Here is a 22,054-nt window from a genome sequence, read left to right on the forward strand (position 1 = left end):
AGAGGGGCAAAGATGGAGAAAGTTGCCACAGGCCTGCTGGTGCTCGTAGGCATTATTCATCTCCTGCCCGTTGCCGGGGTGTTGGGCGCGGATCGCCTTGCCGCTTTGTATGGCATTGCCATGGGTGAGCCCAATATCGAAATCCTGATGCGTCACCGAGCCATTTTGTTTGGACTTCTTGGCCTTTTTTTAGTGTACGCCGCTTTCCAGCCATCGCTGCAAACATTGGCCATCGTCGCAGGCTTAGTCAGCGTTGTGTCCTTCATCGCTATTGCGTGGTCGGTTGGCGGTTACAATGAGCCCGTTCGCAAGGTCGTCATCGCGGACGTTATCGCTGCCGTTGCGCTCATTGCTGCAGGGGTGATCAATCTCGTTGGCCGCAATCAAATCTAACAAAGTAATCGGCCCGATGGGCCTCTACCGGGCGCCCGTATCTGAGCGCTGATTATTGCCGGCGATCGTCACTGCCATCCTCTCTCGTAATGCTGTTACAGGCCGCTTCGTGCAGCAGGATTGCGCGTTTGCGCGTGACACCCCAGCGATAGCCGCCGAGCGCACCTGTCTGCCTGACCACACGATGGCAGGGAATGAGTAGGGCGACGGGGTTGCTGCCAACGGCGCGGCCAACCGCGCGAGCGGCTTTGGCTTGGCCGATGCGCTGACCAAGCTGGCCATAGGTGCTCAACTGTCCAGGCCGGATCGCCAGCAGCGCCCGCCACACCTGTAACTGAAAATCACTGGCTAGCAGATGTAGCGAAAGCGGCTCACCATGGCTGTGACTGAATGCGCGACGCAGTAGTTCCTGAGAGTCTTTATGCTCCTCTGAGAACTGTGCCGCTGGCCAGCGCTGTTGCATCGCCATCAGCTCCTCGCGCCCATCCCCGAAGGCAAGCGAACAGATGCCGCGCTGAGTCTGTGCGATAAACACCTCGCCGAAAGGCGAGTCGCCGTTTCCCCAGCGAATGCGCAGGTTCTCACCGCGCGAGCGATAGTCTCCCGGCGTCATTGCTTCGATTCGAATAAAGTGGTCGTAGAGCCGAGAACTGCTGCTTAACGACAAATCCTCGCTGACATTCAGTAGAGGTTGGCCGGCAGATAGCAGCTGTTTCGCCCGCTCAACGGTGATGAGCTGGGAAAAGCGCTTGGGGCTAATGCCAACCCAGCGGCTAAACATGCGCTGAAAATGTCCGGTGCTAATGTCCAATTTGTTGGCAAGCTCGTCCAGGCTGAGCATGCCCTGCTGGCTGTCCAAAATATGAAGAGCGTGTTCAATGCGCTGGTAGTCGGAGGGCACGATGGGTTTCCTTTGTGCGAGCTTGAGACAAGCATAACGCTTCTATCGTACCGGTCGAGCTGATTCTTGCGCTTATTGGCGGCCCTAGGCGCATAGGCAACGCGGGTAAAGAATCGCCGCTCAAGGGGACGCTATGCGGCCAAGAGGAGGGGGGATGCGGCGGGCCTACGCGACGTCCAGCAACTCTGTGCCCTGCCGCACCAGCGTACCCACAGAGTGATGGGCGACCGGATTATAGGCAAGCCAACTGCTTTGCATCGCCATGGGTTTATCGAGTTGTTCGCGATTCAGTTGCTCCACGTCGTATTCGATGCGTCGCATGAAGTGCGCCACCTGTTCATAGGGGCAATCGTTGAGAAGGCAGCCAAAGTGCTGATCGTCGATGCGAGCAACCAAGTCCGCTTCGCGACAGGCTGCAGCCAGTTTTTGCGAAAACAAGGAAATGACATCGGGTGTCAGCGTGCCGTCTTCACCGTCGATGGGGGCGGTTAGGCGGAAAAAGACAGCGCTGATCGGCACGTCGCTGCGGGCACAGGCGTGCATCAGTTTATCAGCGAGCAATTCAAACCCCGATCGGTTGCACAGCCCGGTCGTTTCATCCGTTGTCGCCAGGTAGCTTGCGCAAAGTTCGCGCTCGGCAATTCGGGCAAGGTCCTCGAGGGTTTCAATTTCATCGCTGGACAAGTCCCGAGGCTGTTGATCGACGACGCAGAAAGCGCCCAGCCGCTCGCCAGTTACCGCGTACAGGGGAAAGGCGGCATAAAAGCGGATATTGGGTGCGTGTACCACCAGCGGGTTATCGACAAAGCGCTCGTCTTTGAGGGTGTCGTTCACGATGAACACGCCATCTTGCAAAATGGTGTGACCACAGAACGAAATATCGCGGGGTGTTTCCTCCACGCCCTCGAGTCCGGCGCTGGATTTGAACCACTGTCGGTCGTCGGCGACCAGGCTGACCAGAGCAACGGGGGTGTTAAGCATTTTGCACGCCAGTCGGGTCAGGCGATCAAAGCGCTCTTCCGCTGGTGTGTCGAGGATATTGAGCAATGAGAGCGCGGCCAAACGCTTCTCTTCGTTGTGGGGTTTTCCGGGCGCTTTCATCAGAGATTCCCGCTGCACAGAAACAGAATGGCAATATTGTAGCGCGTCGGGCGAGAATTCCAGTAAGGGTTTTAACCTAGCCTGATGCACCATCTTGTGGCGTTGTTAAACGGTGGTTAAACAATACTGAAAAATGGAGAAAAATCTAATAAAAACAGTGTGTTGTGATATTTTTTTGGTCGTCTAAACGGATTATAGAAGGCTTGCCTTGGCTGTGTGAGAATTTTCACCGTGATAGCAGGGCCCCGGCCAGAGGGTCTGCCGAATAACCGAGGAGAGAAAAATGAGCGAGCCCGCGCAGGCACCGCGTCAGCCCCATATTATCGAAGCTAAGGAATTGCCAGACCGCTATGGGCGGGGATGGTATTGTTTGGGGCTGGCCAGCGAATACGATGAAAAGCCGGTCAAGCTAAACTACTTTGGCACCCGCATGGTTGCGTATCGCGGGGAAGATGGTCAAGTCCATATTCTCGACGGCTACTGCCCTCACATGGGGGCAGACTTGAGCGAAGGTTGCGTGGAGGGTAACTCCATTCGTTGCCCATTCCACTCCTGGCGCTGGGGCGCCGATGGTGTGTGCGATGAGATCCCCTACGCCAAGCGCATTCCCCCGAAAGCGGTTATCCGCAGCTATCCAACGCTGGAAGAGAATCACTTGTTATTCATGTGGTACGACCCAGAGGGGCTGCCTCCTATCGAAGACCAGCGCCCGCCGCGCATCGATGACCTGTTCAGTCCGGACTGGACGATCTGGCAAATGGATCTGATGACCATCAATACCAACAGCCGCGAGCTGGTGGATAACATGGCAGATGTGGCGCATTTTGGGCCGATTCACGGCGCGCCTATCAAAGAGTTCAAGAACATTGTTCACAAGCATACCTATGAACAAGTACTGGTCGGCGGCAGCGAGCTGTTGGCGGAAGATGGCGAGCTAACTTCCAGTGCCAAATACTTCGGTCCGGCATACATGAACACATACATGACTGGCCAGGTAGAAGGTATGGACGTGGAGTCGCGCTTGCTGGTGACCCATGTTCCCATCGACCATAATAGCTTTGACCTGCGGTTTGGTGTGGCGGTTAAGAAAATCCCGGGTATGAGTGACGAGCAGAACAACGAGATGGCACGTCAGTACACGGAGCAGAACCGGACGGCGTTCTTCCAGGATGTACATATCTGGCATACCAAAACCCGTGTTGATAACCCGGTATTGTGTGACGGCGACGGCCCAATCAACCGCCTGCGTCAGTGGTACAACCAGTTCTACGTGGATCGTGCGGATGTACCTGAGGTCTTTAACGAGCGCCGTGAGTACACAGTGGATTACGCCATTCGCAATGGCTAATGGCATTGTGCAGCGAATTTAATAATCGATAACACAGGATAAACGCATGGATGTACGCAGTTTAGGCTACGTCGTAATCGAGTCGGCAGAGCCGTCGAAGTGGTTGGAGTACGGTCGGGACATTCTCGGCCTGATGCCTGCGCCGAATATGCCGGACGACGGCAATGTTTACTTGAAAATAGATGAGCGTCCGTTTCGCTTTGCCATTGTCAAAGGTGACGCGGAGCGACTGAGCCGCTGCGGCTGGGAACTGCGTGATGCGCAAGACTTTGCCGATGCCAAGCAGCGCTTGACCGAGGCGGGAGTCGCCTTTGAAGAGGGTAGCAGCGACGATGCCAAGGCGCGGCGCGTGCGCGAATTGATCGTATTGAAAGACCCCTCGGGTAACGAGCTGGAGCTTTATTGGGGCGGCGAACTGGACTTTGCTAAATTTGTTTCACCACTGGGTATCAGTGGCTTTGAAACGGGTTTCAATGGCGACATGGGCCTGGGGCATGCCGTGCTGCCAGCAGCTAAGCTCAGCGAAACGCACACGTTCTACAAAGACGTGCTCGGCTTTGGTGACAGTGACTACATGCACTTTCACTTCTCGCCAGATCCCAATGACCCCGGTCAGGGCTTGAACTTTATGCACGTGAATAACCCGCGTCACCACAGCCTTGCGCTATACGAAGACAGCAGCAACCCGGTGGGCTGTGTTCACCTTATGCTGGAAGTGAAAGACACCGATGAAGTGGGTTACTGCCTGGATCGCGTTGAAGCAGCGGGAATTCCCATTGTTTCGACCCTGGGGCGCCATACTAATGACCGGATGCTGTCGTTCTACATGGCAACACCAACAGGCTTTGCCATGGAGTTTGGCACCGGTGGTTTGCAGGTGGATTGGGACGATTTCACGCCAACCGTGACATCGCTGCCCAGCCTCTGGGGGCACAAGTTCAACATGCCTGACGCCTAAAGCCCGGTAAAATCCTTTGCCCGCTGCACCGCGTAATGAGGTAGTGGGCGGTAAATCATAAGATCAAAGACAGAATACAACAGGAGAGCGGTGATGAATTTTGAAACCATGATGGCTGCAATCAAAGAGTTGCAGCCAGTATTTCGTGAGCGTGCACCGCAAACGCGCCAAGAACGTAAAGTGCCTCAGGCCTCGATTGATGCCCTGCAAGATGCGGGCTTTTTCCTGAGCTTGCAGCCCAAGCGCTACGGCGGCTTGGAAATGAAGCCGCAAGAATTCTTTAAACTGCAAATCGCCATCGCCGAGGCGTGTATGTCTACGGCATGGGCCAGTGGCATTATCGCGGTTCACGCCGTGCAGCTGGCGATGATGGACGATCGCGCGCAGCAGGCCGTATGGAACGACTCGATCCATACACGTATTTCTTCCTCCTATGCGCCAATGGGTAAAGTGACGCCCGCCGAAGGCGGTTTTAAACTCAGCGGCCGCTGGGGCTGGTCAAGTGGTAGCGACCACTGCACCTGGGTGCTGCTGGGCGCAATCGTACCGGGCGAGGGCTACCGTACTTTCTTGGTGCCGCGCAGCGACTACGAAATTATCGATACTTGGCAGTCGATGGGCTTGGAAGGCACCGGCAGCAACGACATCGTGGTAGACGACGTATTTGTGCCCGACTACATGACCCACAAGCAAAGCGATGGCTTCGCGGGAACAAACCCCGGTTTGGCTGTGAACGACGCGCCCTTATATCGCCTGCCTTGGGCGCAGAGCTTTATTCGCGTTGTCTCGACCCCGGCTATCGGTGCCTGTAAGGCGACCGTGGAACTCTATAAGCATGCGGTGTTGAATAAAGCCAGTGGTGACCCCACTAAACTCGCGGGCGATACCCAGGTGGTAGAGCGCATTGCGGCGGCCCTAAACGGTATCGACGAGATGGAGACCATTCTCTTCCGTAACTTCGATGTGATGTTGGCGCAAATTGAGCGCGGCGAAGAGATTCCTCTGGAAGACCGTGTTCGCTATCGCTACCAGGCGTCTCTGGTTATCAGCAAGAGCATCGATATTGTCGATTCACTGTTTGAAGTGGCCGGTGGTCACTCGGTATTCAATAACAGTGAAATTCAGCAGCGTTTCCGTGATGTGCACACCGCCCGTGCCCACGTTGCTAACAACCCCACCGGCTTTGGCCGTAACTTCGGCGGCGTTGCTCTGGGTATGGAAAACGGCGACTTCTTCATTTAAGCGTCGCAAAGTTTTACTCCTACCGACAAGCCCGGCATTCGCCGGGCTTTCTGCTTTCTGGCCCTTAATTTGGCAAGGGCAAACCCGTATAGAAAATCTCCGCCTGCAGTCGCAAGCTGTGCAAAACCTCTAAAGGTCTTCTGGCTGCCGCCGATATATGCATTAAGGGGCCAGCTGTCAGGTCGAATTGGCAGAGTCTGTATAGCGGAGAAATATCTTGGATATAGCAACCCTGCTGGGAATGTTTGGCGCATTGGGCGTGATTATTGCGGCCATTGTTTTTGGCGGCAGTGCCGGTGGCTTCGTCGATATCCCCAGCCTGTTGATCGTAGTGGGCGGCGGAACATTTGCCAATCTGGTGAAATTTCCGCTGGATCAAACCCTGGGCGCCTTCAAGGTCGCCTCGCGCGCCTTCTTTCACAAGCCAACCAGCTCATCACAGCTAATTAACGAGTGCGTTGAACTGGCAGGTATCGCGCGCAAAGAGGGGCTGCTGGGTCTGGAGTCGCAGGAAATTACCAATGAATTCCTCAATAAAGGTGTGCAGATGGCCATTGATGGTCACGACCCTGCCTTTGTTAAGCGCTTATTAAACAAAGAAATCAATCTGACGATCGAACGCCAGGAAATGGGTGAGGCGGTATTTCGTGGTTTTGGTGATTCCGCGCCGGCAATGGGCATGATTGGTACCCTCGTCGGCTTGGTGCAGATGATGTCCAATATGTCTGACCCCAAGGCGATCGGGCCGGCGATGGCGGTTGCGCTGCTTACTACCCTGTATGGCGCTGTGCTGGCAAATGCTGTTGCGCTGCCAATGGCGGACAAGCTGAATTTCCGTACCCAGGAAGAGCGTCGCAATCGCCACCTGATACTGGAGGCGGTTGACGGCATACAAGAGGGCTTGAACCCGCGGGTGCTCGAATCACTGCTGTCGACCTATCTGCCCGACAATGCCCGCGATAAAGAAGCAAAGGCTGAGGAAGCCTAGTGGAAGACGTCCCCGAGAAAAAAGCGGCGGCCGGAGCGCCCGCCTGGGTACTAACCTTTGCAGACTTAATGTCCTTGCTGCTGGCTTTTTTCGTTCTGTTGTTCTCATTCTCCGAGATGGACAAGCAGAAATTCAAAGAACTGTCGGGCTCTATGCGCGATGCCTTCGGGGTTCAGCGGGAGGTTCCCGCCTTTAAGCCACCGATTGGTACCAGTATTATCGCGCGAGACTTTAGCCCCGGTCGGCCAACGCCAACCGTCGAAAACCAAGTTCGCCAACAAGCTGTCAATGAGATGCGCATCTACGCTGAAATGGCAATTGACGAATCCGAGCGGATTAGCAAAGAGGAGCTGGAGGCTGATCTGCAAAAGGTAAAACGCCACTTGGATATCGAGATTCGCGATGGCTTTGTGGAGGTTGATGATGACGGGGAGCGGGTGATTACGATCCGCATCAAGGAGATGGGCTCGTTTCCCTCTGGCAGCGCCGAGCTCAACAATGACTTTAAACCGGTGATCAATAAAATCGCCGAGTTGGTGGGGGATATTGGCGGCCATGTGGTGATTGCCGGCCACACCGATAATCTGCCAATCAGCACCTCGCGCTTCCGCTCAAATTGGGACCTGTCTTCCGCGCGAGCCGCAACGGTGCTGGAGAGTATTGCAGAGCGCAGTGGCCAGCCAGCCGAGCATTTCCGCTTAGCCGGGCACGCCGATACCCGACCCTTAGATACCAACAGCACGGCGGAAGGGCGGGCGCGCAACCGCCGTGTTGAGGTTATTTTGCTGAGAGGGGGTGTCCACGACTCCGCTGTTGGTCCGGTCTATGGTGGTCGCGAAGCATCGGTGCTTGAGTAGCGCCAGAAATATTCTCTCCTGACGTCGAACCGCAATCTTCGGCGGTGTAACATGGTGAGCGGCAACTTAGCCGTTTCAGGGAGTGTAAAGAGATCACCATGCGTCGTACTAAAATCGTAGCCACTGTCGGTCCCGCCTGCGATTCAGAAGCGCTCTTGCGAGCAATGATATCCGCGGGCGTGAACGTGTTCCGCTTAAATTTTTCCCATGGCAGTGCCGAGGAGCACAAGGCGCGCTGTCAGATGATTCGGGAAATCTCTGCCGAAGAAGACCGCTACGTCGCAGTGCTTGGCGATCTACAGGGGCCAAAAATCCGTCTGCGCACACTTGCCGTCGATGCCATTGATTTAGCGCCGGGCGACGAGCTAATTCTCGATACTCGCTTAGCGGATGGCGAGGGCGATGAGCGTCATATCGGGGTCGATTACCAACCGCTTGCCCGTTCGGTGGCGGCCGGTGATACCTTGCTTATCGACGACGGCCGGCTGCAATTATCAGTGGTAAGTGTGGAGGGCGAAGCGGTGCATTGCCGAGCGGAGAGCATCGGTATATTGCGCTCGCGAAAGGGAATCAATCGCCTGGGGGGTGGCCTTTCGGCCCCGGCACTGACAAACAAAGACTTAGCCGATATCAAACACGCAGCGGAAATGGATCTGGATTTTATTGCCATCTCCTTTCCCAGCAGTGCGGCTGATATCAATGATGCGCGGGACAAGCTTCAGAGCGCGGGTTGCCACGCGCAGATCATCGGCAAGATTGAACGCGCCGAAGCGGTTGCCGAGGACGAACATCTCGATGCGCTCATTCGCGCTTGCGATGGCGTGATGGTGGCACGTGGCGACTTGGGGGTTGAAATTGGTGACGCCAGCCTGATCGGCTTGCAGAAGCATATTATCAAGCGGGCACGGGTGCTCAATCGGCCAGTGATCACCGCCACCCAGATGATGGAATCGATGATCAGCAATCCCATTCCCACTCGCGCCGAGGTGTTTGATGTCGCCAATGCGGTGCTCGATGGTACCGACGCGGTGATGTTGTCTGCCGAAACAGCTGCGGGCCAGTATCCACTGGAAACCGTTAAAGCCATGTCGAGAAACTGTATGGGGGCGGAGCGCTATCCCTCGGCGCGAAAATCCAGTTACCGGATCGAGCGCAGCTTTGAGTCCGTTGAAGAAACCCTGGCAATGAGTGCCGTGTTTGCCGCCAACCATCAAGTTGGGGTGAAGGCCATTGTGTCCTTAACCGAAACCGGGCGAACGGTGTTGTTAATGTCGCGACTGACCTCGGGCATTCCGATTTTTGCGTTTAGCCGCAATGCCGCAACCTGCCGCCGGGTGAGCCTCTATCGCGGGGTGTTTGCGGTATCCAGCGCAGGACCGTCGCCCGCGGTGCACGACTGTATTGAAACGCTGAAAGCGGGTGGCCATGTCGATGCCGGTGATTTGATCATTATGACCATGGGTGACCAGGTTGGCGTGGATAACCACACCAATACCATGAAGATCGTTCGCGTGCTGTAAGCAGGGGCCAGTCTGCTGGCCCCATTCAAGGCATCACTTATTTTTCGTTGTCGGCGTTAGCGGCGCCCAAAAACGCGGGCTTTTCACCGCCGCCGTGCACAGTGAGCGCTGCACCGCTCACGTAGCTGGCCATGTCACTGGCCAGGAATAAACAGGCCTCGGCAATATCGTTGGGAACCGCCATTCGTCCCAGTGGGATCGTTTCGCCCACTGCCGCAATACCGGCTTCGTCGCCGTAGTGCAAATGGGACTGTTCGGTGCGGATCAGGCCGGCAATAATTGTGTTGCTACGCACCTTGGGCGCCCACTCCACGGCAAGGGAGCTGCTCAGGTTCAACAGGCCGGCTTTTGCTGCGCCATAGGCGGCGGTACCCGGCGACGGGCGCTGGGCGCTCACTGAGGCAATATTGACGATGCTGCCGCCTTCCTGCTGCTGCATCACCGCATTGCAGGCCTGGGCAAAGAAGAGTGGCGCGAGCAGATTGAGACGCACGATGGATTCAGAAAACCGTGGCGAGGCGGTGGCCGCATCGGCATAGGGGGCGCCGCCAGCGTTGTTGATCAGCACGTCGATGCGACCAAACTTCTCTTTCACGCTGTCGACAAAGGCCTGGACCGCGTCCGGGTCGCGAACATCCAGCGCGCTGAACCACGCTTCTCGACCCTCAGCACTGGGTAGGCTGTCGGGTTTACTGCGACCGCAGATCGCTACGTCTGCCCCGGCAGCCAAAAACCGTTCGCTGATACCGCGGCCAACACCTTTCCCGCCGCCGGTAACGATGACGACTTTACCCGTAAAATCCAGTGCGTTTTGCATTCCTTTTTACCTACCTTGTGCCCTGTCATGTTAGTGTTTGCGGCGGCTTGGCTTCTTGCGAGCCAATAATCGCCGCGAAATTTTTGGGCGACAGTTTATCGCTTTAGCCCACGATTTAATATGACCGTATTTTTATGCGTAAATGACTTGTTTTGTCAGTACCAGTTATAGTGCCCACGTTATACTGGCGATCGGTTTGATGTGCTGGGAGCCTGCCGCTGTGTTAGTCGGCGATAGCGTCCAGTCGTGAGTTTCAACATAAAGATAAAGGTATGTGATATGTCCAACAGTGCAGTAATTGCGATTTTAGGCGGTACCGGTAATTTGGGTACAGGCTTAGCCAGACGCTGGGCCCAGGCGGGTTACCGCGTGATCATCGGTTCTCGCACCCAAGAGAAGGCTGAGCAAGCGGTTGCTGAGCTAAAGGCATTGATGGATGAGCGCGGGGTCGACGCCGTCGCAGTCGAGGCGATGGATAATCAATCGGCGGCTGAGGCGGCAGATATTGCCGCATTGACCGTACCTTTTGCCCACCACCGCAGCACACTGGAGTCACTGCGCGGCGCGCTGCAGGGCAAGATCTTGATCGATGTGACGGTTCCCCTGGTGCCGCCCAAAGTGGCGCGGGTGCAACTGCCTGAGGAAGGCTCTGCTGGACAGATCGCGCAGGAAATTCTCGGCGACGACGTCAAGGTGGTGTCGGCCTTTCAGAATGTGGCGGCCGTACATCTGCAGGAGGGCTCCGAGCTCGATTGTGATGTCCTGGTTTGCGGCAACAATAAAGAAGCGCGGGCAACGGTTATTAACCTGGTTGAAGCCGCCGGGCTGCGCGGTTTCCATGCCGGCAGTATCGCCAATGCGGCGGCAGTGGAGGCGATGACCTCTCTGCTGATATTTATAAACAAACAATACCAGTGTCATGCGGGCATTAAACTCACGGGTGTCGACGAGTAAGTTGCATAGATGGCCAGTTCGCAATTACAGCTAGTTGCCTTACAGAATTTCCCACTGGTGGAGCCAGGAGACGATTTGAGCGCCATGGTGGCTGATTCGCTGCTCGGCAATCAGCTAAGCCTGCAAGATGGCGATGTGCTGGTGCTTGCGCAGAAGATCTTCTCCAAGGCGGAAGGGCGCTATGTTCGCTTGTCTGACGTCTCACCCAGTGAAGAAGCGCTGGCACTGGCGCAGCGCTGCGACAAGGACCCGCGGCAAATGGAGTGCGTGCTCCAGGAGTCACGGGAGGTGCTGCGGGCGCGTCCGGGTGTGGTGATTGTGGAGCATCGCCTCGGGGTGGTTCACGCAAATGCTGGCATCGACAAGTCGAATATCCCCAATACTGAAGACGACCCCCAGTTGCTGCTATTGCCCATTGACCCCGATGCCAGTGCGCGGCGTTTAAAGGCGGCGCTGGACGCACGTTTTTCGGCAAATATTGCGGTGATCATTAACGACAGCGCGGGCCGGGCCTGGCGCAATGGCACGGTGGGCTTTGCGCTCGGTACTGCCGGCTTCGAGGTTGTTGAAAACCGCATAGGCGATGCCGATTTGTTCGGCCGCACTCTCGAAGTCACTGAAATTGCCGTCGCCGACGAGCTTGCTGCGGCGGCGTCTTACCTGATGGGGCAGGCCGATGAGGGCTGCCCGGTGGTGCTGCTGCGCGGTGCTAACTTGCGCCCCTCTGACGAGGGCTCGCAGGGCTTATTGCGCGACCGCGACCGGGATATGTTTCGCTAATGGCGACGTTATCGGGAAAATTTCTCGCACTGAGCGGGGGCGTTGGCGGCGCCAAATTAGTGAGGGGCTTGGCCGAGTGCCTGCCACCATCGCAGCTGCAAGTGGTGGTGAATACGGCCGATGACTTCGACTACTGGGGCTTACGAATTTGCCCCGACCTCGACTCCAATCTATACGCCCTGGCAGACCTGAATGACGAACAGCGCGGCTGGGGATTGCGCGATGAAAGCTGGGTAACGCTGGAAGCGATGCGTCGACTCGACGACGGCCAGTGGTTCCAGTTGGGCGATCGCGATTTGGCGACGCATTTGTACCGCACTCAAGCGCTGGCGGCGGGGCAGTCGTTAACGGATGTCACTCGTCAGTTGGGCGAGCGCCTGGGCTGTCCCGCGGCGCTGCTGCCCATGACCGAACAGCGCGTAGCAACGCGAGTGTTTACTGATATGGGTGAACTCGCCTTCCAGGAATATTTTGTTCGCGAGCGCTGTGAGCCCCGAGTGGAGAAAGTCGTTTTCGACGGCCTCGATACGGCGCAGCTCAACCCGGCGATTATCTCCGCGCTTGCCGACCCTGCCTTGCGCGGTATCATTATTTGTCCATCTAACCCATTTCTGAGCGTCGACCCGATTCTATCCTTGCCGGGGTGTCGCGAGGCGCTTATGCAAGTGAACGTGCCGGTGGTTGCCATTTCGCCCATTGTATCCGGCGCGGCGGTGAAGGGCCCTGCTGCAAAAATGATGCACGAGCTCGATATACCCCGCAGGGCGGCGGCGGTGGCTGAGTACTATGGCGACCTGCTGGACGGCTTTATCATCGACAGTGCCGATGCTAAGCAGTGCGATGACATCGCCCAGACGGGGGTCGCCTGCCGAGCTGTGCCAAGTATGATGACCACTCTTGATAGCAAACGGCGTTTGGCCGAGGAGACGCTGTCGTTGATTGAGGAATTGGTGTAGGGCATGTGGTTAATACTCCCACTGAAGGATTTTGTTAAAGCGAAACAGCGCTTGTCCGGGTGTTTGAGCATATCTGAGCGACGGGCCTTGTTTCAGCACATGGTGGAAGATGTATTGGCCCAGCTATCGGCGGTCGATGAAGTGGACCAGCTGTTGATTGTGTCTGACGACCCAGCGGCGCATTTGCTTGCCGAGCACTTTCACGCACTTTGCTGGCCGGAATCGCAGCTGGGCAGCGGTTTGAATGCGGTGTTGGAGGCGACCCTGGATCGAATCTCCTCCCTGGATAAGCCTCCGCAGCACGTCATGATTGTGCACGGTGATTTGCCGTTATTGAGCGCGACTGAGCTGCGTGACCTTATTGCGGTGCAAGGCGGGGCAAGCGAACAAGTGGTTATCGCCACGGATCGCCACGGCGGCGGCAGTAATGTTGTGTTGATGCCCTTAGCAAGCCGAATCCGCTTGCGCTATGGTGAGGGCAGTTTAACTGCCCACACCGCAGAGGCGGCGGCTCGTAATCTGTCGCTTCAAGTGTTCCACGCGCCTGGCTTGGCCAACGATATCGACACCCGAGAGGACCTGCTAGCGCTGGTGAGTGCAGGCACCTCCAGTCGCGCTCCGCAAACGATGCACTACCTGAGTGAAAGTGGTATTGCGCGCCGCTTATTGCAGATGAATCCTCGTGAGTGCGCGGCGGTTGAGCCGCCGCGAGTAGTGAGAAGCTGATGATGAATTCTATGTCGATTGACGCCCTTCTAGAGGCGGCCATGCACGGCTCGCTCAGCGATGAGCAGGCTCGACAACTCAGTCGCTGCGAAGATACCGCCACGCTGGCGGCAGCGGCAGCGACCTTGCGAGACTGGGGCTTCGGGAGCGGCGTGAGTTATTCGCGCAAAGTCTTTATTCCCCTTACCCAGTTGTGTCGCGACGTATGCCACTACTGCACCTTCGCCAAAACTCCCAAGCGTATCGAGCAGGCGTATATGCCGGTCGAGCAAGTGATTGAGCAGGTGCGTCAGGCCGAAAAACTGGGCTGCAAAGAAGCCTTGTTTACCCTGGGTGAGCGCCCTGAGCTGCGTTATAAGGCCGCGCGTGAAGCGCTCGCGGAGATGGGGTTTGCAAGCACTCTGGAATATCTCGCCCATGTTGCGGGGCGGGTCTTGGCGGAAACATCGGTTCTACCGCATATCAATGCGGGCTGCATGAGCGAAGATGAGATCGCTCTGCTGCGCCCGGTCTCTGCGTCTATGGGCATTATGTTGGAGTCGGCATCGGAGCGCCTGTGTGAAAAGGGCATGCCTCACTACGGTTCGCCCGATAAAACGCCTGAGGCGCGATTGCAAACCCTGCGCCGCGCTGGCCAAGCGAGGGTGCCGTTTACCTCGGGCATCTTAATCGGTATTGGCGAGACCCGTGCTGAGCGCATTGATTCTCTGCTTGCCCTGCGAGACGTTCACCGCGAGTTTGGCCATTTGCAAGAAGTGATCGTGCAGAATTTTCGCGCCAAGGAAGGCACTAAAATGGCGTCGGCACCGGAGCCCGATCTCGATGACTTGCTATGGACGATCGCCGTCGCTCGGTTGATATTTGGGGCGGAAATGAGCATTCAAGCGCCACCAAACCTCAGCCCCGGTGTGCTGCCGCAGATCGTTGCTGCCGGGATCAATGACTGGGGAGGCGTGTCGCCAGTGACGCCCGACTTTGTGAATCCCGAAGCGCCGTGGCCACATGTGGAGCGCTTGGCCAAGGAAACGGCGCTAAGTGGTAAATACCTGCACGAGCGCCTGACAATCTACCCCTCTTATGTCCGACGGGCGCAGCATTGGCTGGACCCCGCATTGGTGCCGCGCCTACTTAGTCGTGTGGATGGCCAGGGCCTGCCGAGGGTGGACGAATGGCTGACCGGGCAGGCCGCTGATGCGCCCGCGGCGGAGCTTGCATTGCTTGCTAAGCGCCGGCCTGTTGCAAGTGCCGCTGTTGCCGATATTTTACAGCGAGCAGAGGCTGAGCAGCGGTTAACTCAACAGGATATTGTCAGCTTGTTTGAAGCGCGCGGTGAAGACTTTGCCGCCGTTTGCCAGGCAGCGGACCGCCTGCGTGAGCGGCGCTGTGGCGATACCGTTAGTTATGTTGTCAATCGCAACATCAATTACACCAATGTCTGTTATTTCAAGTGCCAGTTTTGCGCTTTCTCTAAGGGCAAGCTCAGTGAGAATTTGCGTGGCCGACCCTATGACCTGAGTGCCGACGAAATCGCCCGGCGCGCTAAAGAGGCCTGGCAGCGCGGTGCCACCGAAGTGTGTATGCAGGGTGGCATTCACCCTGAATATACCGGGCAGACCTATCTGGATATATTGGCGACGCTGCGCGAAGCGGCGCCGGCAATGCACATCCACGCCTTCTCGCCACTGGAAGTCTGGCAGGGTGCTCAGACGCTGGGTATGCCGCTGGAGGATTACCTGCGGCAATTAAAGGCGGCGGGGTTGCACAGTCTGCCTGGAACCGCTGCAGAAGTGTTGGATGACCGGGTCAGGGCGGTGTTGTGCCCCGATAAAATTAATACCGAGCAGTGGCTTCAGGTCATGGAAGTTGCTCATGGGGTTGGTCTGCCAACAACCGCCACGATTATGTTCGGCCACGTTGACGGCTATGAGCACTGGGCCAATCACCTGCTGGCAATACGCGCGTTACAGCTGAAAACAGGCGGTTTTACTGAATTCGTGCCGCTGCCTTTTGTCGCCGCAGAATCGCCAATCTATTTGAAAGGGCGCGCTCGTCGCGGGCCAACGTTCCGCGAATCGCTGCTGATGCATGCGGTCGCACGCTTGGTCTTTAATGGCTTGATCGACAATATTCAGGCGTCCTGGGTGAAAATGGGCGCGGAAGGGGTTATGGCCTGTTTGAATGCCGGGGTTAACGACCTCGGCGGGACGCTGATGAATGAAACCATCACCCGGGCCGCTGGTGCTAGCCATGGCGAAGAGACATCGCCTCAGGAAATGGAGCAGCGCATCGCGGCGATGGGACGCGGTGCTCGTCAACGTAACACCCTCTACGGCGAGGCCGATACGACGCAGATGGAACGGGCCCGGCATGCCGAGCGTTTGGCGGTTGCGGTCAATACGCCGGCGAGCAAGTATGAACGCAGTAAGCGTCAATTAATTGCCAGCGGCTAATAACAATAAAATAGGAATAACATCATGGCAGTCTATGCAATGACAGGCGGTGCCACAGGCATCGGGGCAGCGATTCGCGAGCAGCTCTGCGACGCGGGGCATCGCGTTGTGTCGGTGGATTTACGCGATGCCGATATCTGTGCGGACCTGAGCGACTACAATGGCCGTCAGAGAGCGATCGACGGTATTCGCCAGCTTTGTCCGGAAGGCATAGATGGTTTTATCCCTTGCGCGGGTGTCGGGCCATCGGTGAAGCCGCCGTCGCTGATTGCGCGCATCAATTATTTTGCGGCGGTCGCCGTGACCGAAGGCGTGCTGGACTTGCTGGAAGCACGTGGCGGCCGCGTGGTGATGATTGCCTCGAACTCCGCGCCGATGGTGCCTCTGAACGATTACGTGGAATTGCTGCTCGACGGCGAGGAGGAAGCGGCTTGCGAACTGGCCGATAGTCGCGATACCCATTCCGCCTATGCCGGTTCCAAGCACGCCATCTGCTGTTGGCTGCGTCGCCGCAGTGGCGAGTTGGCGCGACGTGGTATTCGCATCAATGCGGTTGCGCCGGGTATTGTGCAAACGCCTTTGAGCGAAAAGGTACTGGCCGATGCCGAGCTTGGTCAGGCAATGCGAGATTTCGGTGACAGTGTGCCGCTGGGGTGTATTGGTCAGCCTCAGCAAATTGCCGATGTGGTGAGTTTTTTACTTGGGCCGGGTGCCGACTACATGACAGGCGCTATTATTTTTGTCGATGGCGGACACGACGCCATGCTGCGCCCCGACGGCTTCTAGCTTTTTGCCATTTACCCTTGGCAGCGCGCATAATGCGGCCCGAGCACTTTTACTGAACCGCCATACCTGCTGCTAGGGCCGCCATGCTTTCTGTTGTATCTCCCTTACTGCCGATAATGTTGCCGGTGCTGCTGTGCGCCGCCTTGGGCGTTGTTTGGGTGCGCTGCAAACAGCCCTTCGACCAGGAATTTGTGCGTCGCATGGTGATGTGGGTCGGTGCGCCCGCGTTGATTGTGTCAACGCTCGGCAGCGTGGAGATTGCGCCGGCTGTGCTGTCTGAAGTGCTGGCCGCAAGTCTTTTAATGCTGGCCTGGACGGCGCTGCTCGGTTCGGCATTTTGCGCCCTTGCGGGGCTTTCCATACGCAACTTCCTGGTGCCGCTGACCTTTGGTAATTTCGGGAATATGGGCTTGCCGATATGTCTGTTCGCCTTTGGTCAGCAGGGCCTGGCGTTGGCCCTGGGGGTATTTTTAGCCACGATGGTTTGCCATTTTTCACTTGGCGTTGCGGTGCTAAATGGCTCAAATGCAGTGCGCGCGGTGCTGCGCTCCCCAATCATTTACGCCGGTGCCCTGGCGGCGTTACTGGTATTTTGTGATTGGACGCTGCCAGCGACGGCAAGCAATACCCTGAGTATTCTCGGTGGCATGTCGATTCCCTTAATGCTGATAACACTGGGTGTTTCCTTAGGCTCATGGCGGGTTGCTGTGGCCGGGCGCGCGGTGATTCTCGGCGTTGCTCGCTTGGCGCTGGGCTTAAGTGCGGGTTTTCTTACAGTGTGGTCGCTGGAACTCGATGGACTGGTACGTGAGGTTGTGTTGTTACAGTCGGCCATGCCTGCGGCGGTGTTTAACTACCTGCTGGCGGTGCAATATCAGCGTGAGCCAGCCACGGTGGCGGGCATGGTGGTTAGCTCAACGCTGATAAGTTTTATCAGTATTCCGGTGCTGCTGCTTTACTTAAACGTTTGAGGTCAGTGATCTGCTGGGTCAGCGGGAAAGCACGCTAGCGCTGTTGGGCGCGGCCGCGGGCCATAACCTGCAAGCGCCGGGCTTCGACATCCTCGCTACTTACCTGTCGATTCCACTCACTGGATACGCGATGCTCCAGCGTTAATGCCGATGCCAGTGTTTGCTTCGCACCGTCGTCGATCAAGTTGCGATAGCGGCTAAGCATGCCGGGCTCTACAAAGGCAATATCTTCGGCCAGGGCGATCGCTTCGCTAAGCAGCGTGTCCTCGGGATACACTCGGTTCACAAGGCCCCATTCGGCGGCGGTGTCAGCACTGATAAAGCGACCGCTCAGCGACATCTCTTTTGCGCGGGACAGGCCGATAATCCTCGGCAGTTTCTGCGACAGCCCCCAGCCCGGCATGATGCCCACCAGCGTGTGGGTGTCGGCAAAGCGTGCCTGCTCAGAGGCGAGCAAAATATCGCAGGCCAGGGCGAGCTCGAAACCGCCAGTAATGGCAACGCCATTAATCGCGCCGATAACGGGCTTGCCGCATTCGGCAATGGCGGTTACCGGGTTGGACATCGGGTCCTGATCGTTTGCCGCACTGAGGTCGTCTCCGGCGCCGAGTTCTTTCAGGTCCAGACCAGCGGTGAAGGCCTTGTTGCCCGCGCCAGTGAGCACCACCGCGCGCACTGTATCGTCGTCTCGGATGCACTGCATCTGTTTACATAGGGCGCTGCGCAGCTCGGCGCTGAGCGCATTCATCGCATCGGGGCGGTTGAGTGTGACAACGGCAACGCCGCTGTCATGGCGCTCGAGTAATACTGTATCGCTCATGGGCTGATCCTTATTATTTATGTTGTTCCGTTGAGCTAAGTGTACTGCCGGCAAAGGGCCAAGATAGCGCTTGGTTACCCGTGTGGAGGAGGCCGGTGGTCGGGCACCGGCTCAGCCCTTAGCGGACGATAATTTTCTTCTTAATGCGCTTAATTTCCTGTTCTAAGCGCTGGTAGATCGCTTGAACATCAACCTCGGCACCCACCCGTACGCGACTGGAAATTTGCGTGACAGGAAACAAAAACTCATCTTTCGCGGGCACCTCTAACGCGCGGCTGCGACCTTTGGCATCGCTGTAGATTACCCACCTCAGGCCATTTTCCCGGCGCAGGTGCTCGCCCATAATAATACCCATTGCCTGCAGTTGTGCAGTTTCATCGGGTTTCACCAGCTTGCGGTCGAGAATGTCTTGAATCAGACGGAGGTCGCTGTCGCGGCCGTGGCCAAAGCTACGTCCCATGGAAATTTGCACCAGGCTGTTGAGCTCTTGGCGGCGCTCTTCCATATAGCGCTGGTCCAGTGGTGTCAGTGGGTCGGTGCGCCACTGCGCGGCGCTGGCAACGGTGGTGACAAGCGCCAGCAGAATGGGCATGAGCATTTTCATTGTCGGTTCTCCTGACTTTGTTAATCAGTGATGGCTTGTCGGCATTATACGGCTTTGGACCGACCGATTGCGGCAATGTTTCTGTCGCGGGTAGAGAATGTGCCGAGGCCGCGAAATCTCCCTTGAGCTGGGCCTCTCTGGCCAGTACCATTGGCGGCTTGCAGAAAATTCTGGAGATTCAGGCATGATTACCGGCAGCATTGTCGCCCTAGTTACCCCAATGCACAGCGATGGCAGCATCGACTGGCAGGCGCTGTCTCGCTTGATTGAATGGCACATTGATCAGGGTACCGATGGCATTGTGGCTGTGGGGACCAGCGGTGAGTCAGCGACCCTGGGTATGGATGAGCACAAAATGTTCATCAAAGCCTGTGTCGACCAGGTTGCCGGACGTGTCAAAGTGGTTGCTGGCACGGGCGCGAACTCCACCAGCGAGGCGATTGAGCTTACGGAAGTGGCGCGTGAAGTCGGGGCCGATGCCTGCCTGTTGGTAACGCCTTACTACAATAAGCCCACTCAGGAAGGGCTGTATCGTCACTATATGGCGATCGCCGATGCTGTTGATATCCCGCAGATTTTATACAACGTGCCGGGCCGCACCGCCTGCGATATGCAAAATGCGACCACGGTTCGACTGGCCGATCACCCTAATATTATTGCCATTAAAGATGCGACCGGCGATATTGCACGCGGCCGGGAACTGATTGATGCTGTGGGCGACAAAATAGACGTGTTGTCCGGAGATGATGCCACCGCTATGGAGCTGATGTTGCAAGGGGGTAAAGGCAATATTTCAGTTACCGCGAATGTTGCGCCAGCGGCCATGAAGGCGGTGTGTGACGCCGCGATGGCCGGGGATCGCGCAGCGGCTGAGGCCGCGAATGCGCCACTGCTGGCATTGCACGAGCGACTGTTTGTTGAATCCAACCCTATTCCCGTTAAATGGGCCTTGTATGCCATGGGCAAAATGGAAGAGGGCATTCGCCTGCCGTTGACCCCGTTAAGCGAGGGGGCTCAGCCTCAGGTCCGCGAGGCCTTGGAACACGCCGGGCTACTGTAATCCGCCCCACAAGGGCGCTAACTAATAAGTGAAGAAACGAATGCGTTTTAGCTCCGTCCGTTATGCCGTTATTATTTTGAGTCTTGTCGCGGTCAGCGCCTGCAGTGCCTTCCGCGACCGCTCCCACGACTATCGTCGCGCTCAACTCAGTGAAGCGCTGGTTCTGCCCACCGGGGTGAGCGATGAAGCGCTCGACGACCTCTATGTGGTTCCCGGTATCCGCGACCACCAACCCCTGCCGGGCGAGTTTGAAGCGCCGCGCCCGGAACAGCTCACCAAGAACGTTGGTACAGCTGAGGTCAAAATTCAGCGCCTGGATGATGACCACTGGATTCTGTTAGACGGTGAGCCCGGCCAAGTGTGGCCGCGAGTGCGCGTTTTCCTGGATCGAGCGGGCGTGCAATTGGCCACAATCGATAACGAGCAGGGCATACTCGAAACGCAGTGGCGCGACATTGAACAGGGTGCGCCCCAGGAGCGTTTTCGCCTGCGTTTGGAGCACGGCGTTCAAGTAGGGACCAGCGAAATTCATTTATTGGTGCAACAGGGGATTGCCAGCCAGCCCTGGCCTGCACAGTCCACCGACCCTCAGCGTGAGCGGCAATTGGCGCGGGTACTCGCGCAGTTTTTGGCGGATAGTGAAAATCAGGGGTCTGTTTCTATCCTTGCCAAACGCGGCAGCAAGAGCAAAGGAAAGATCTTTATCGAAGGCGAGGGCAACAATCGCTACCTGCGGCTTTTCCTGCCCTATGATCGGGCGTGGGCAGCATTGGGACTGGCGCTGAACAAAGCGGGTTTTGAAATTGAAGACGAAGCGCCGGCGGTCAACAAATACTGGCTCAGCTATATCGACCCTGAAGACAAAGACGACGGTTGGCTGAGCGGCTTCTTCGGTGCCAATCGTGCCAAGCGCAGTCGTTACGTGGTGGAGTTGAAGCCAGTCGCTGAAGGACAGTCTGTCATCATTTTGAATTATCAAAAGGGACGTCGTTTGCGCAGTGAAGAACGGGAGATCCTGCTCAATCGGATTATGGGATACCTGCACTAATGCGCTTTGCCTCGCTCGGTAGTGGCAGTAAGGGCAACGCCACACTGATCGAGTCTGACGGGGCCTGCCTGCTGGTGGATTGCGGCTTCACCATTGCCGAGACTGAAAAGCGTATGGCCCGTCTCGGGCGTTCGCCCAGCGAGTTGAACGCTATATTGGTCACCCACGAGCACAGTGATCATATCAAGGGCGTGCTGCCCCTGGCGCGAAAGTACGACCTGCCGGTGTACAGCAGTTTTGGCACCGCAGAATACAAGCAAATGAGAGCTTATAAACGCTGGCAGCAATTGTCCCTGGGCAAGCCAGCGGACATTGCCGGCATTGATGTTTCCCCGGTCGCGGTGCCGCACGACGCCCGTGAACCCTGTCAATTTGTGTTTCGTTACCAAAAAAAGACCTTCGGCTTACTCACGGACTTGGGTAGTATTACGCCCGTCGTGCAGGAGCAGTACGCGCTGTGCGATGCCCTGTTGTTAGAGTGCAACCACGACATGCCGATGCTACAGCAGGGGCCGTATCCGCCATCACTAAAGCGGCGAGTGGGCGGCGATTGGGGGCATCTCAACAACGTACAGGCGGCGCAGCTGTTAAGCCGTGTTGATGTTGCGCGCTTGCAGCACGTAGTGATGGCGCACCTGAGTGAACAGAACAACACCCCTGACCTGGCGAGGTCAGCGGTGGAACCTATTTTAGTGAACAGCGAAGCATTGCTGTCTGCAGATCAACAAGCCGGTTTCGACTGGTTAGAAATCGCATAATAGCGAAAGAGGCAAA

The 22,054-nt window shown here is 56.9% G+C and carries 22 protein-coding genes; 17 read left to right on the plus strand and 5 right to left on the minus strand.

Annotated elements, in window-relative coordinates; genetic code table 11:
• Positions 1-12 precede the first annotated feature (12 nt).
• A complete protein-coding gene (locus AC2Q8J_RS15790; protein ID WP_486451766.1) occupies positions 13-393 on the plus strand; it encodes a hypothetical protein in 381 nt (126 codons plus the stop codon).
• A 52-nt stretch (positions 394-445) separates the two neighbouring features.
• Here AC2Q8J_RS15790 and AC2Q8J_RS15795 read toward each other — a convergent pair whose 3' ends face one another.
• Together AC2Q8J_RS15795 and AC2Q8J_RS15800 are read right to left on the minus strand one after the other, a co-directional pair.
• A complete protein-coding gene (locus AC2Q8J_RS15795; RefSeq protein ID WP_486451767.1) occupies positions 446-1,294 on the minus strand; it encodes a methylated-DNA--[protein]-cysteine S-methyltransferase in 849 nt (282 codons plus the stop codon).
• A 165-nt stretch (positions 1,295-1,459) separates the two neighbouring features.
• Positions 1,460-2,395, minus strand: a complete 936-nt coding sequence (locus AC2Q8J_RS15800; RefSeq protein ID WP_486451768.1) for a sensor domain-containing diguanylate cyclase — start codon at positions 2,393-2,395, stop codon at positions 1,460-1,462.
• A gap of 283 nt (positions 2,396-2,678) precedes the next feature.
• Here AC2Q8J_RS15800 and AC2Q8J_RS15805 point away from each other — a divergent pair, with 283 nt between their 5' ends.
• The 6 genes from AC2Q8J_RS15805 to pyk all read left to right on the plus strand — a co-directional run bounded on the left by AC2Q8J_RS15805 (position 2,679) and on the right by pyk (position 9,308).
• The gene (locus tag AC2Q8J_RS15805; RefSeq protein WP_204995994.1) at positions 2,679-3,743 is read left to right on the plus strand and encodes a 3-ketosteroid-9-alpha-monooxygenase, oxygenase component; all 1,065 of its coding nucleotides are present in this window, start codon (positions 2,679-2,681) and stop codon (positions 3,741-3,743) included.
• 46 nt (positions 3,744-3,789) lie between these two features.
• Positions 3,790-4,701 carry a VOC family protein gene (locus AC2Q8J_RS15810; protein WP_286695919.1) on the plus strand — a complete coding sequence of 304 codons (912 nt, stop codon included), beginning with the start codon at positions 3,790-3,792 and terminating at the stop codon, positions 4,699-4,701.
• A gap of 93 nt (positions 4,702-4,794) precedes the next feature.
• Positions 4,795-5,943, plus strand: a complete 1,149-nt coding sequence (locus AC2Q8J_RS15815; protein ID WP_486451769.1) for an acyl-CoA dehydrogenase family protein — start codon at positions 4,795-4,797, stop codon at positions 5,941-5,943.
• Between the two features lie 217 nt (positions 5,944-6,160).
• Entirely contained in the window at positions 6,161-6,931 is a 771-nt protein-coding gene (pomA, locus tag AC2Q8J_RS15820; RefSeq protein ID WP_486451770.1) for a flagellar motor protein PomA, read from the plus strand.
• Positions 6,931-7,788: a flagellar motor protein MotB gene (locus tag AC2Q8J_RS15825; RefSeq protein ID WP_204995990.1), complete on the plus strand. Its 858-nt coding sequence runs from the start codon at positions 6,931-6,933 to the stop codon at positions 7,786-7,788. Before pomA ends, AC2Q8J_RS15825 begins: the two co-directional genes overlap by 1 nt.
• 98 nt (positions 7,789-7,886) lie before the next feature.
• Positions 7,887-9,308 carry a pyruvate kinase gene (pyk, locus tag AC2Q8J_RS15830; protein WP_424144716.1) on the plus strand — a complete coding sequence of 474 codons (1,422 nt, stop codon included), beginning with the start codon at positions 7,887-7,889 and terminating at the stop codon, positions 9,306-9,308.
• Positions 9,309-9,345: 37 nt separating this feature from the next.
• Here pyk and AC2Q8J_RS15835 read toward each other — a convergent pair whose 3' ends face one another.
• Positions 9,346-10,125, minus strand: coding sequence for an SDR family oxidoreductase (locus AC2Q8J_RS15835; RefSeq protein ID WP_486451771.1), 780 nt, complete (start codon positions 10,123-10,125; stop codon positions 9,346-9,348).
• Positions 10,126-10,404: 279 nt separating this feature from the next.
• Between AC2Q8J_RS15835 and npdG the strand changes: the two genes are divergently transcribed.
• The 7 genes from npdG (at position 10,405) to AC2Q8J_RS15870 (ending at position 17,748) form a co-directional block, all read left to right on the plus strand.
• Positions 10,405-11,079 (plus strand): NADPH-dependent F420 reductase, encoded by a 675-nt coding sequence (gene npdG, locus AC2Q8J_RS15840; protein WP_204995987.1) that lies wholly within the window; start codon positions 10,405-10,407, stop codon positions 11,077-11,079.
• A gap of 9 nt (positions 11,080-11,088) precedes the next feature.
• Positions 11,089-11,859: a coenzyme F420-0:L-glutamate ligase gene (cofE, locus tag AC2Q8J_RS15845; RefSeq protein WP_027873559.1), complete on the plus strand. Its 771-nt coding sequence runs from the start codon at positions 11,089-11,091 to the stop codon at positions 11,857-11,859.
• A complete protein-coding gene (cofD, locus tag AC2Q8J_RS15850) occupies positions 11,859-12,815 on the plus strand; it encodes a 2-phospho-L-lactate transferase (protein ID WP_486451772.1) in 957 nt (318 codons plus the stop codon). Before cofE ends, cofD begins: the two co-directional genes overlap by 1 nt.
• Positions 12,816-12,818: 3 nt before the next feature.
• Positions 12,819-13,541, plus strand: a complete 723-nt coding sequence (cofC, locus tag AC2Q8J_RS15855) for a 2-phospho-L-lactate guanylyltransferase (RefSeq protein WP_486451773.1) — start codon at positions 12,819-12,821, stop codon at positions 13,539-13,541.
• Positions 13,541-15,991 carry a 5-amino-6-(D-ribitylamino)uracil--L-tyrosine 4-hydroxyphenyl transferase CofH gene (cofH, locus tag AC2Q8J_RS15860; protein ID WP_486451774.1) on the plus strand — a complete coding sequence of 817 codons (2,451 nt, stop codon included), beginning with the start codon at positions 13,541-13,543 and terminating at the stop codon, positions 15,989-15,991. Before cofC ends, cofH begins: the two co-directional genes overlap by 1 nt.
• Positions 15,992-16,015: 24 nt before the next feature.
• Positions 16,016-16,777 (plus strand): SDR family oxidoreductase, encoded by a 762-nt coding sequence (locus AC2Q8J_RS15865; protein WP_286695912.1) that lies wholly within the window; start codon positions 16,016-16,018, stop codon positions 16,775-16,777.
• 83 nt (positions 16,778-16,860) lie between these two features.
• Positions 16,861-17,748, plus strand: coding sequence for an AEC family transporter (locus AC2Q8J_RS15870; RefSeq protein ID WP_486451775.1), 888 nt, complete (start codon positions 16,861-16,863; stop codon positions 17,746-17,748).
• A 34-nt stretch (positions 17,749-17,782) separates the two neighbouring features.
• On the opposite strand, the gene AC2Q8J_RS15875 is transcribed toward AC2Q8J_RS15870, so the two are convergent.
• Together AC2Q8J_RS15875 and AC2Q8J_RS15880 are read right to left on the minus strand one after the other, a co-directional pair.
• Positions 17,783-18,568, minus strand: a complete 786-nt coding sequence (locus AC2Q8J_RS15875; protein ID WP_486451776.1) for an enoyl-CoA hydratase — start codon at positions 18,566-18,568, stop codon at positions 17,783-17,785.
• 118 nt (positions 18,569-18,686) lie between these two features.
• Positions 18,687-19,172 carry a DUF3806 domain-containing protein gene (locus tag AC2Q8J_RS15880; protein ID WP_204995981.1) on the minus strand — a complete coding sequence of 162 codons (486 nt, stop codon included), beginning with the start codon at positions 19,170-19,172 and terminating at the stop codon, positions 18,687-18,689.
• Positions 19,173-19,356: 184 nt separating this feature from the next.
• Between AC2Q8J_RS15880 and dapA the strand changes: the two genes are divergently transcribed.
• The 3 genes from dapA to AC2Q8J_RS15895 are packed head-to-tail and all read left to right on the plus strand — an operon-like array spanning position 19,357 to position 22,038.
• Positions 19,357-20,232: a 4-hydroxy-tetrahydrodipicolinate synthase gene (gene dapA / locus AC2Q8J_RS15885; protein WP_027873567.1), complete on the plus strand. Its 876-nt coding sequence runs from the start codon at positions 19,357-19,359 to the stop codon at positions 20,230-20,232.
• Positions 20,233-20,272: 40 nt separating this feature from the next.
• Complete coding sequence (gene bamC, locus AC2Q8J_RS15890) at positions 20,273-21,280, plus strand: NlpB/DapX family lipoprotein (protein ID WP_288362229.1); 1,008 nt, start codon at positions 20,273-20,275, stop codon at positions 21,278-21,280.
• Positions 21,280-22,038 carry an MBL fold metallo-hydrolase gene (locus tag AC2Q8J_RS15895; protein ID WP_486451777.1) on the plus strand — a complete coding sequence of 253 codons (759 nt, stop codon included), beginning with the start codon at positions 21,280-21,282 and terminating at the stop codon, positions 22,036-22,038. Before bamC ends, AC2Q8J_RS15895 begins: the two co-directional genes overlap by 1 nt.
• Positions 22,039-22,054: the final 16 nt, after the last annotated feature.

Source organism: Spongiibacter sp. C9W, assembly GCF_057370015.1.

Coding starts and splice junctions, on each gene's coding strand:
- AC2Q8J_RS15790 (WP_486451766.1), top strand. CDS start 13: ATGGAGAAAGTTGCCACAGGCCTGCTGGTGCTCGTAGGCATTATTCAT.
- AC2Q8J_RS15800 (WP_486451768.1), bottom strand. CDS start 2,395: ATGAAAGCGCCCGGAAAACCCCACAACGAAGAGAAGCGTTTGGCCGCG.
- AC2Q8J_RS15805 (WP_204995994.1), top strand. CDS start 2,679: ATGAGCGAGCCCGCGCAGGCACCGCGTCAGCCCCATATTATCGAAGCT.
- AC2Q8J_RS15810 (WP_286695919.1), top strand. CDS start 3,790: ATGGATGTACGCAGTTTAGGCTACGTCGTAATCGAGTCGGCAGAGCCG.
- AC2Q8J_RS15815 (WP_486451769.1), top strand. CDS start 4,795: ATGAATTTTGAAACCATGATGGCTGCAATCAAAGAGTTGCAGCCAGTA.
- pyk (WP_424144716.1), top strand. CDS start 7,887: ATGCGTCGTACTAAAATCGTAGCCACTGTCGGTCCCGCCTGCGATTCA.
- AC2Q8J_RS15835 (WP_486451771.1), bottom strand. CDS start 10,125: ATGCAAAACGCACTGGATTTTACGGGTAAAGTCGTCATCGTTACCGGC.
- npdG (WP_204995987.1), top strand. CDS start 10,405: ATGTCCAACAGTGCAGTAATTGCGATTTTAGGCGGTACCGGTAATTTG.
- cofE (WP_027873559.1), top strand. CDS start 11,089: ATGGCCAGTTCGCAATTACAGCTAGTTGCCTTACAGAATTTCCCACTG.
- cofD (WP_486451772.1), top strand. CDS start 11,859: ATGGCGACGTTATCGGGAAAATTTCTCGCACTGAGCGGGGGCGTTGGC.
- cofC (WP_486451773.1), top strand. CDS start 12,819: ATGTGGTTAATACTCCCACTGAAGGATTTTGTTAAAGCGAAACAGCGC.
- cofH (WP_486451774.1), top strand. CDS start 13,541: ATGATGAATTCTATGTCGATTGACGCCCTTCTAGAGGCGGCCATGCAC.
- AC2Q8J_RS15865 (WP_286695912.1), top strand. CDS start 16,016: ATGGCAGTCTATGCAATGACAGGCGGTGCCACAGGCATCGGGGCAGCG.
- AC2Q8J_RS15870 (WP_486451775.1), top strand. CDS start 16,861: ATGCTTTCTGTTGTATCTCCCTTACTGCCGATAATGTTGCCGGTGCTG.
- AC2Q8J_RS15875 (WP_486451776.1), bottom strand. CDS start 18,568: ATGAGCGATACAGTATTACTCGAGCGCCATGACAGCGGCGTTGCCGTT.
- AC2Q8J_RS15880 (WP_204995981.1), bottom strand. CDS start 19,172: ATGAAAATGCTCATGCCCATTCTGCTGGCGCTTGTCACCACCGTTGCC.
- dapA (WP_027873567.1), top strand. CDS start 19,357: ATGATTACCGGCAGCATTGTCGCCCTAGTTACCCCAATGCACAGCGAT.
- bamC (WP_288362229.1), top strand. CDS start 20,273: ATGCGTTTTAGCTCCGTCCGTTATGCCGTTATTATTTTGAGTCTTGTC.
- AC2Q8J_RS15895 (WP_486451777.1), top strand. CDS start 21,280: ATGCGCTTTGCCTCGCTCGGTAGTGGCAGTAAGGGCAACGCCACACTG.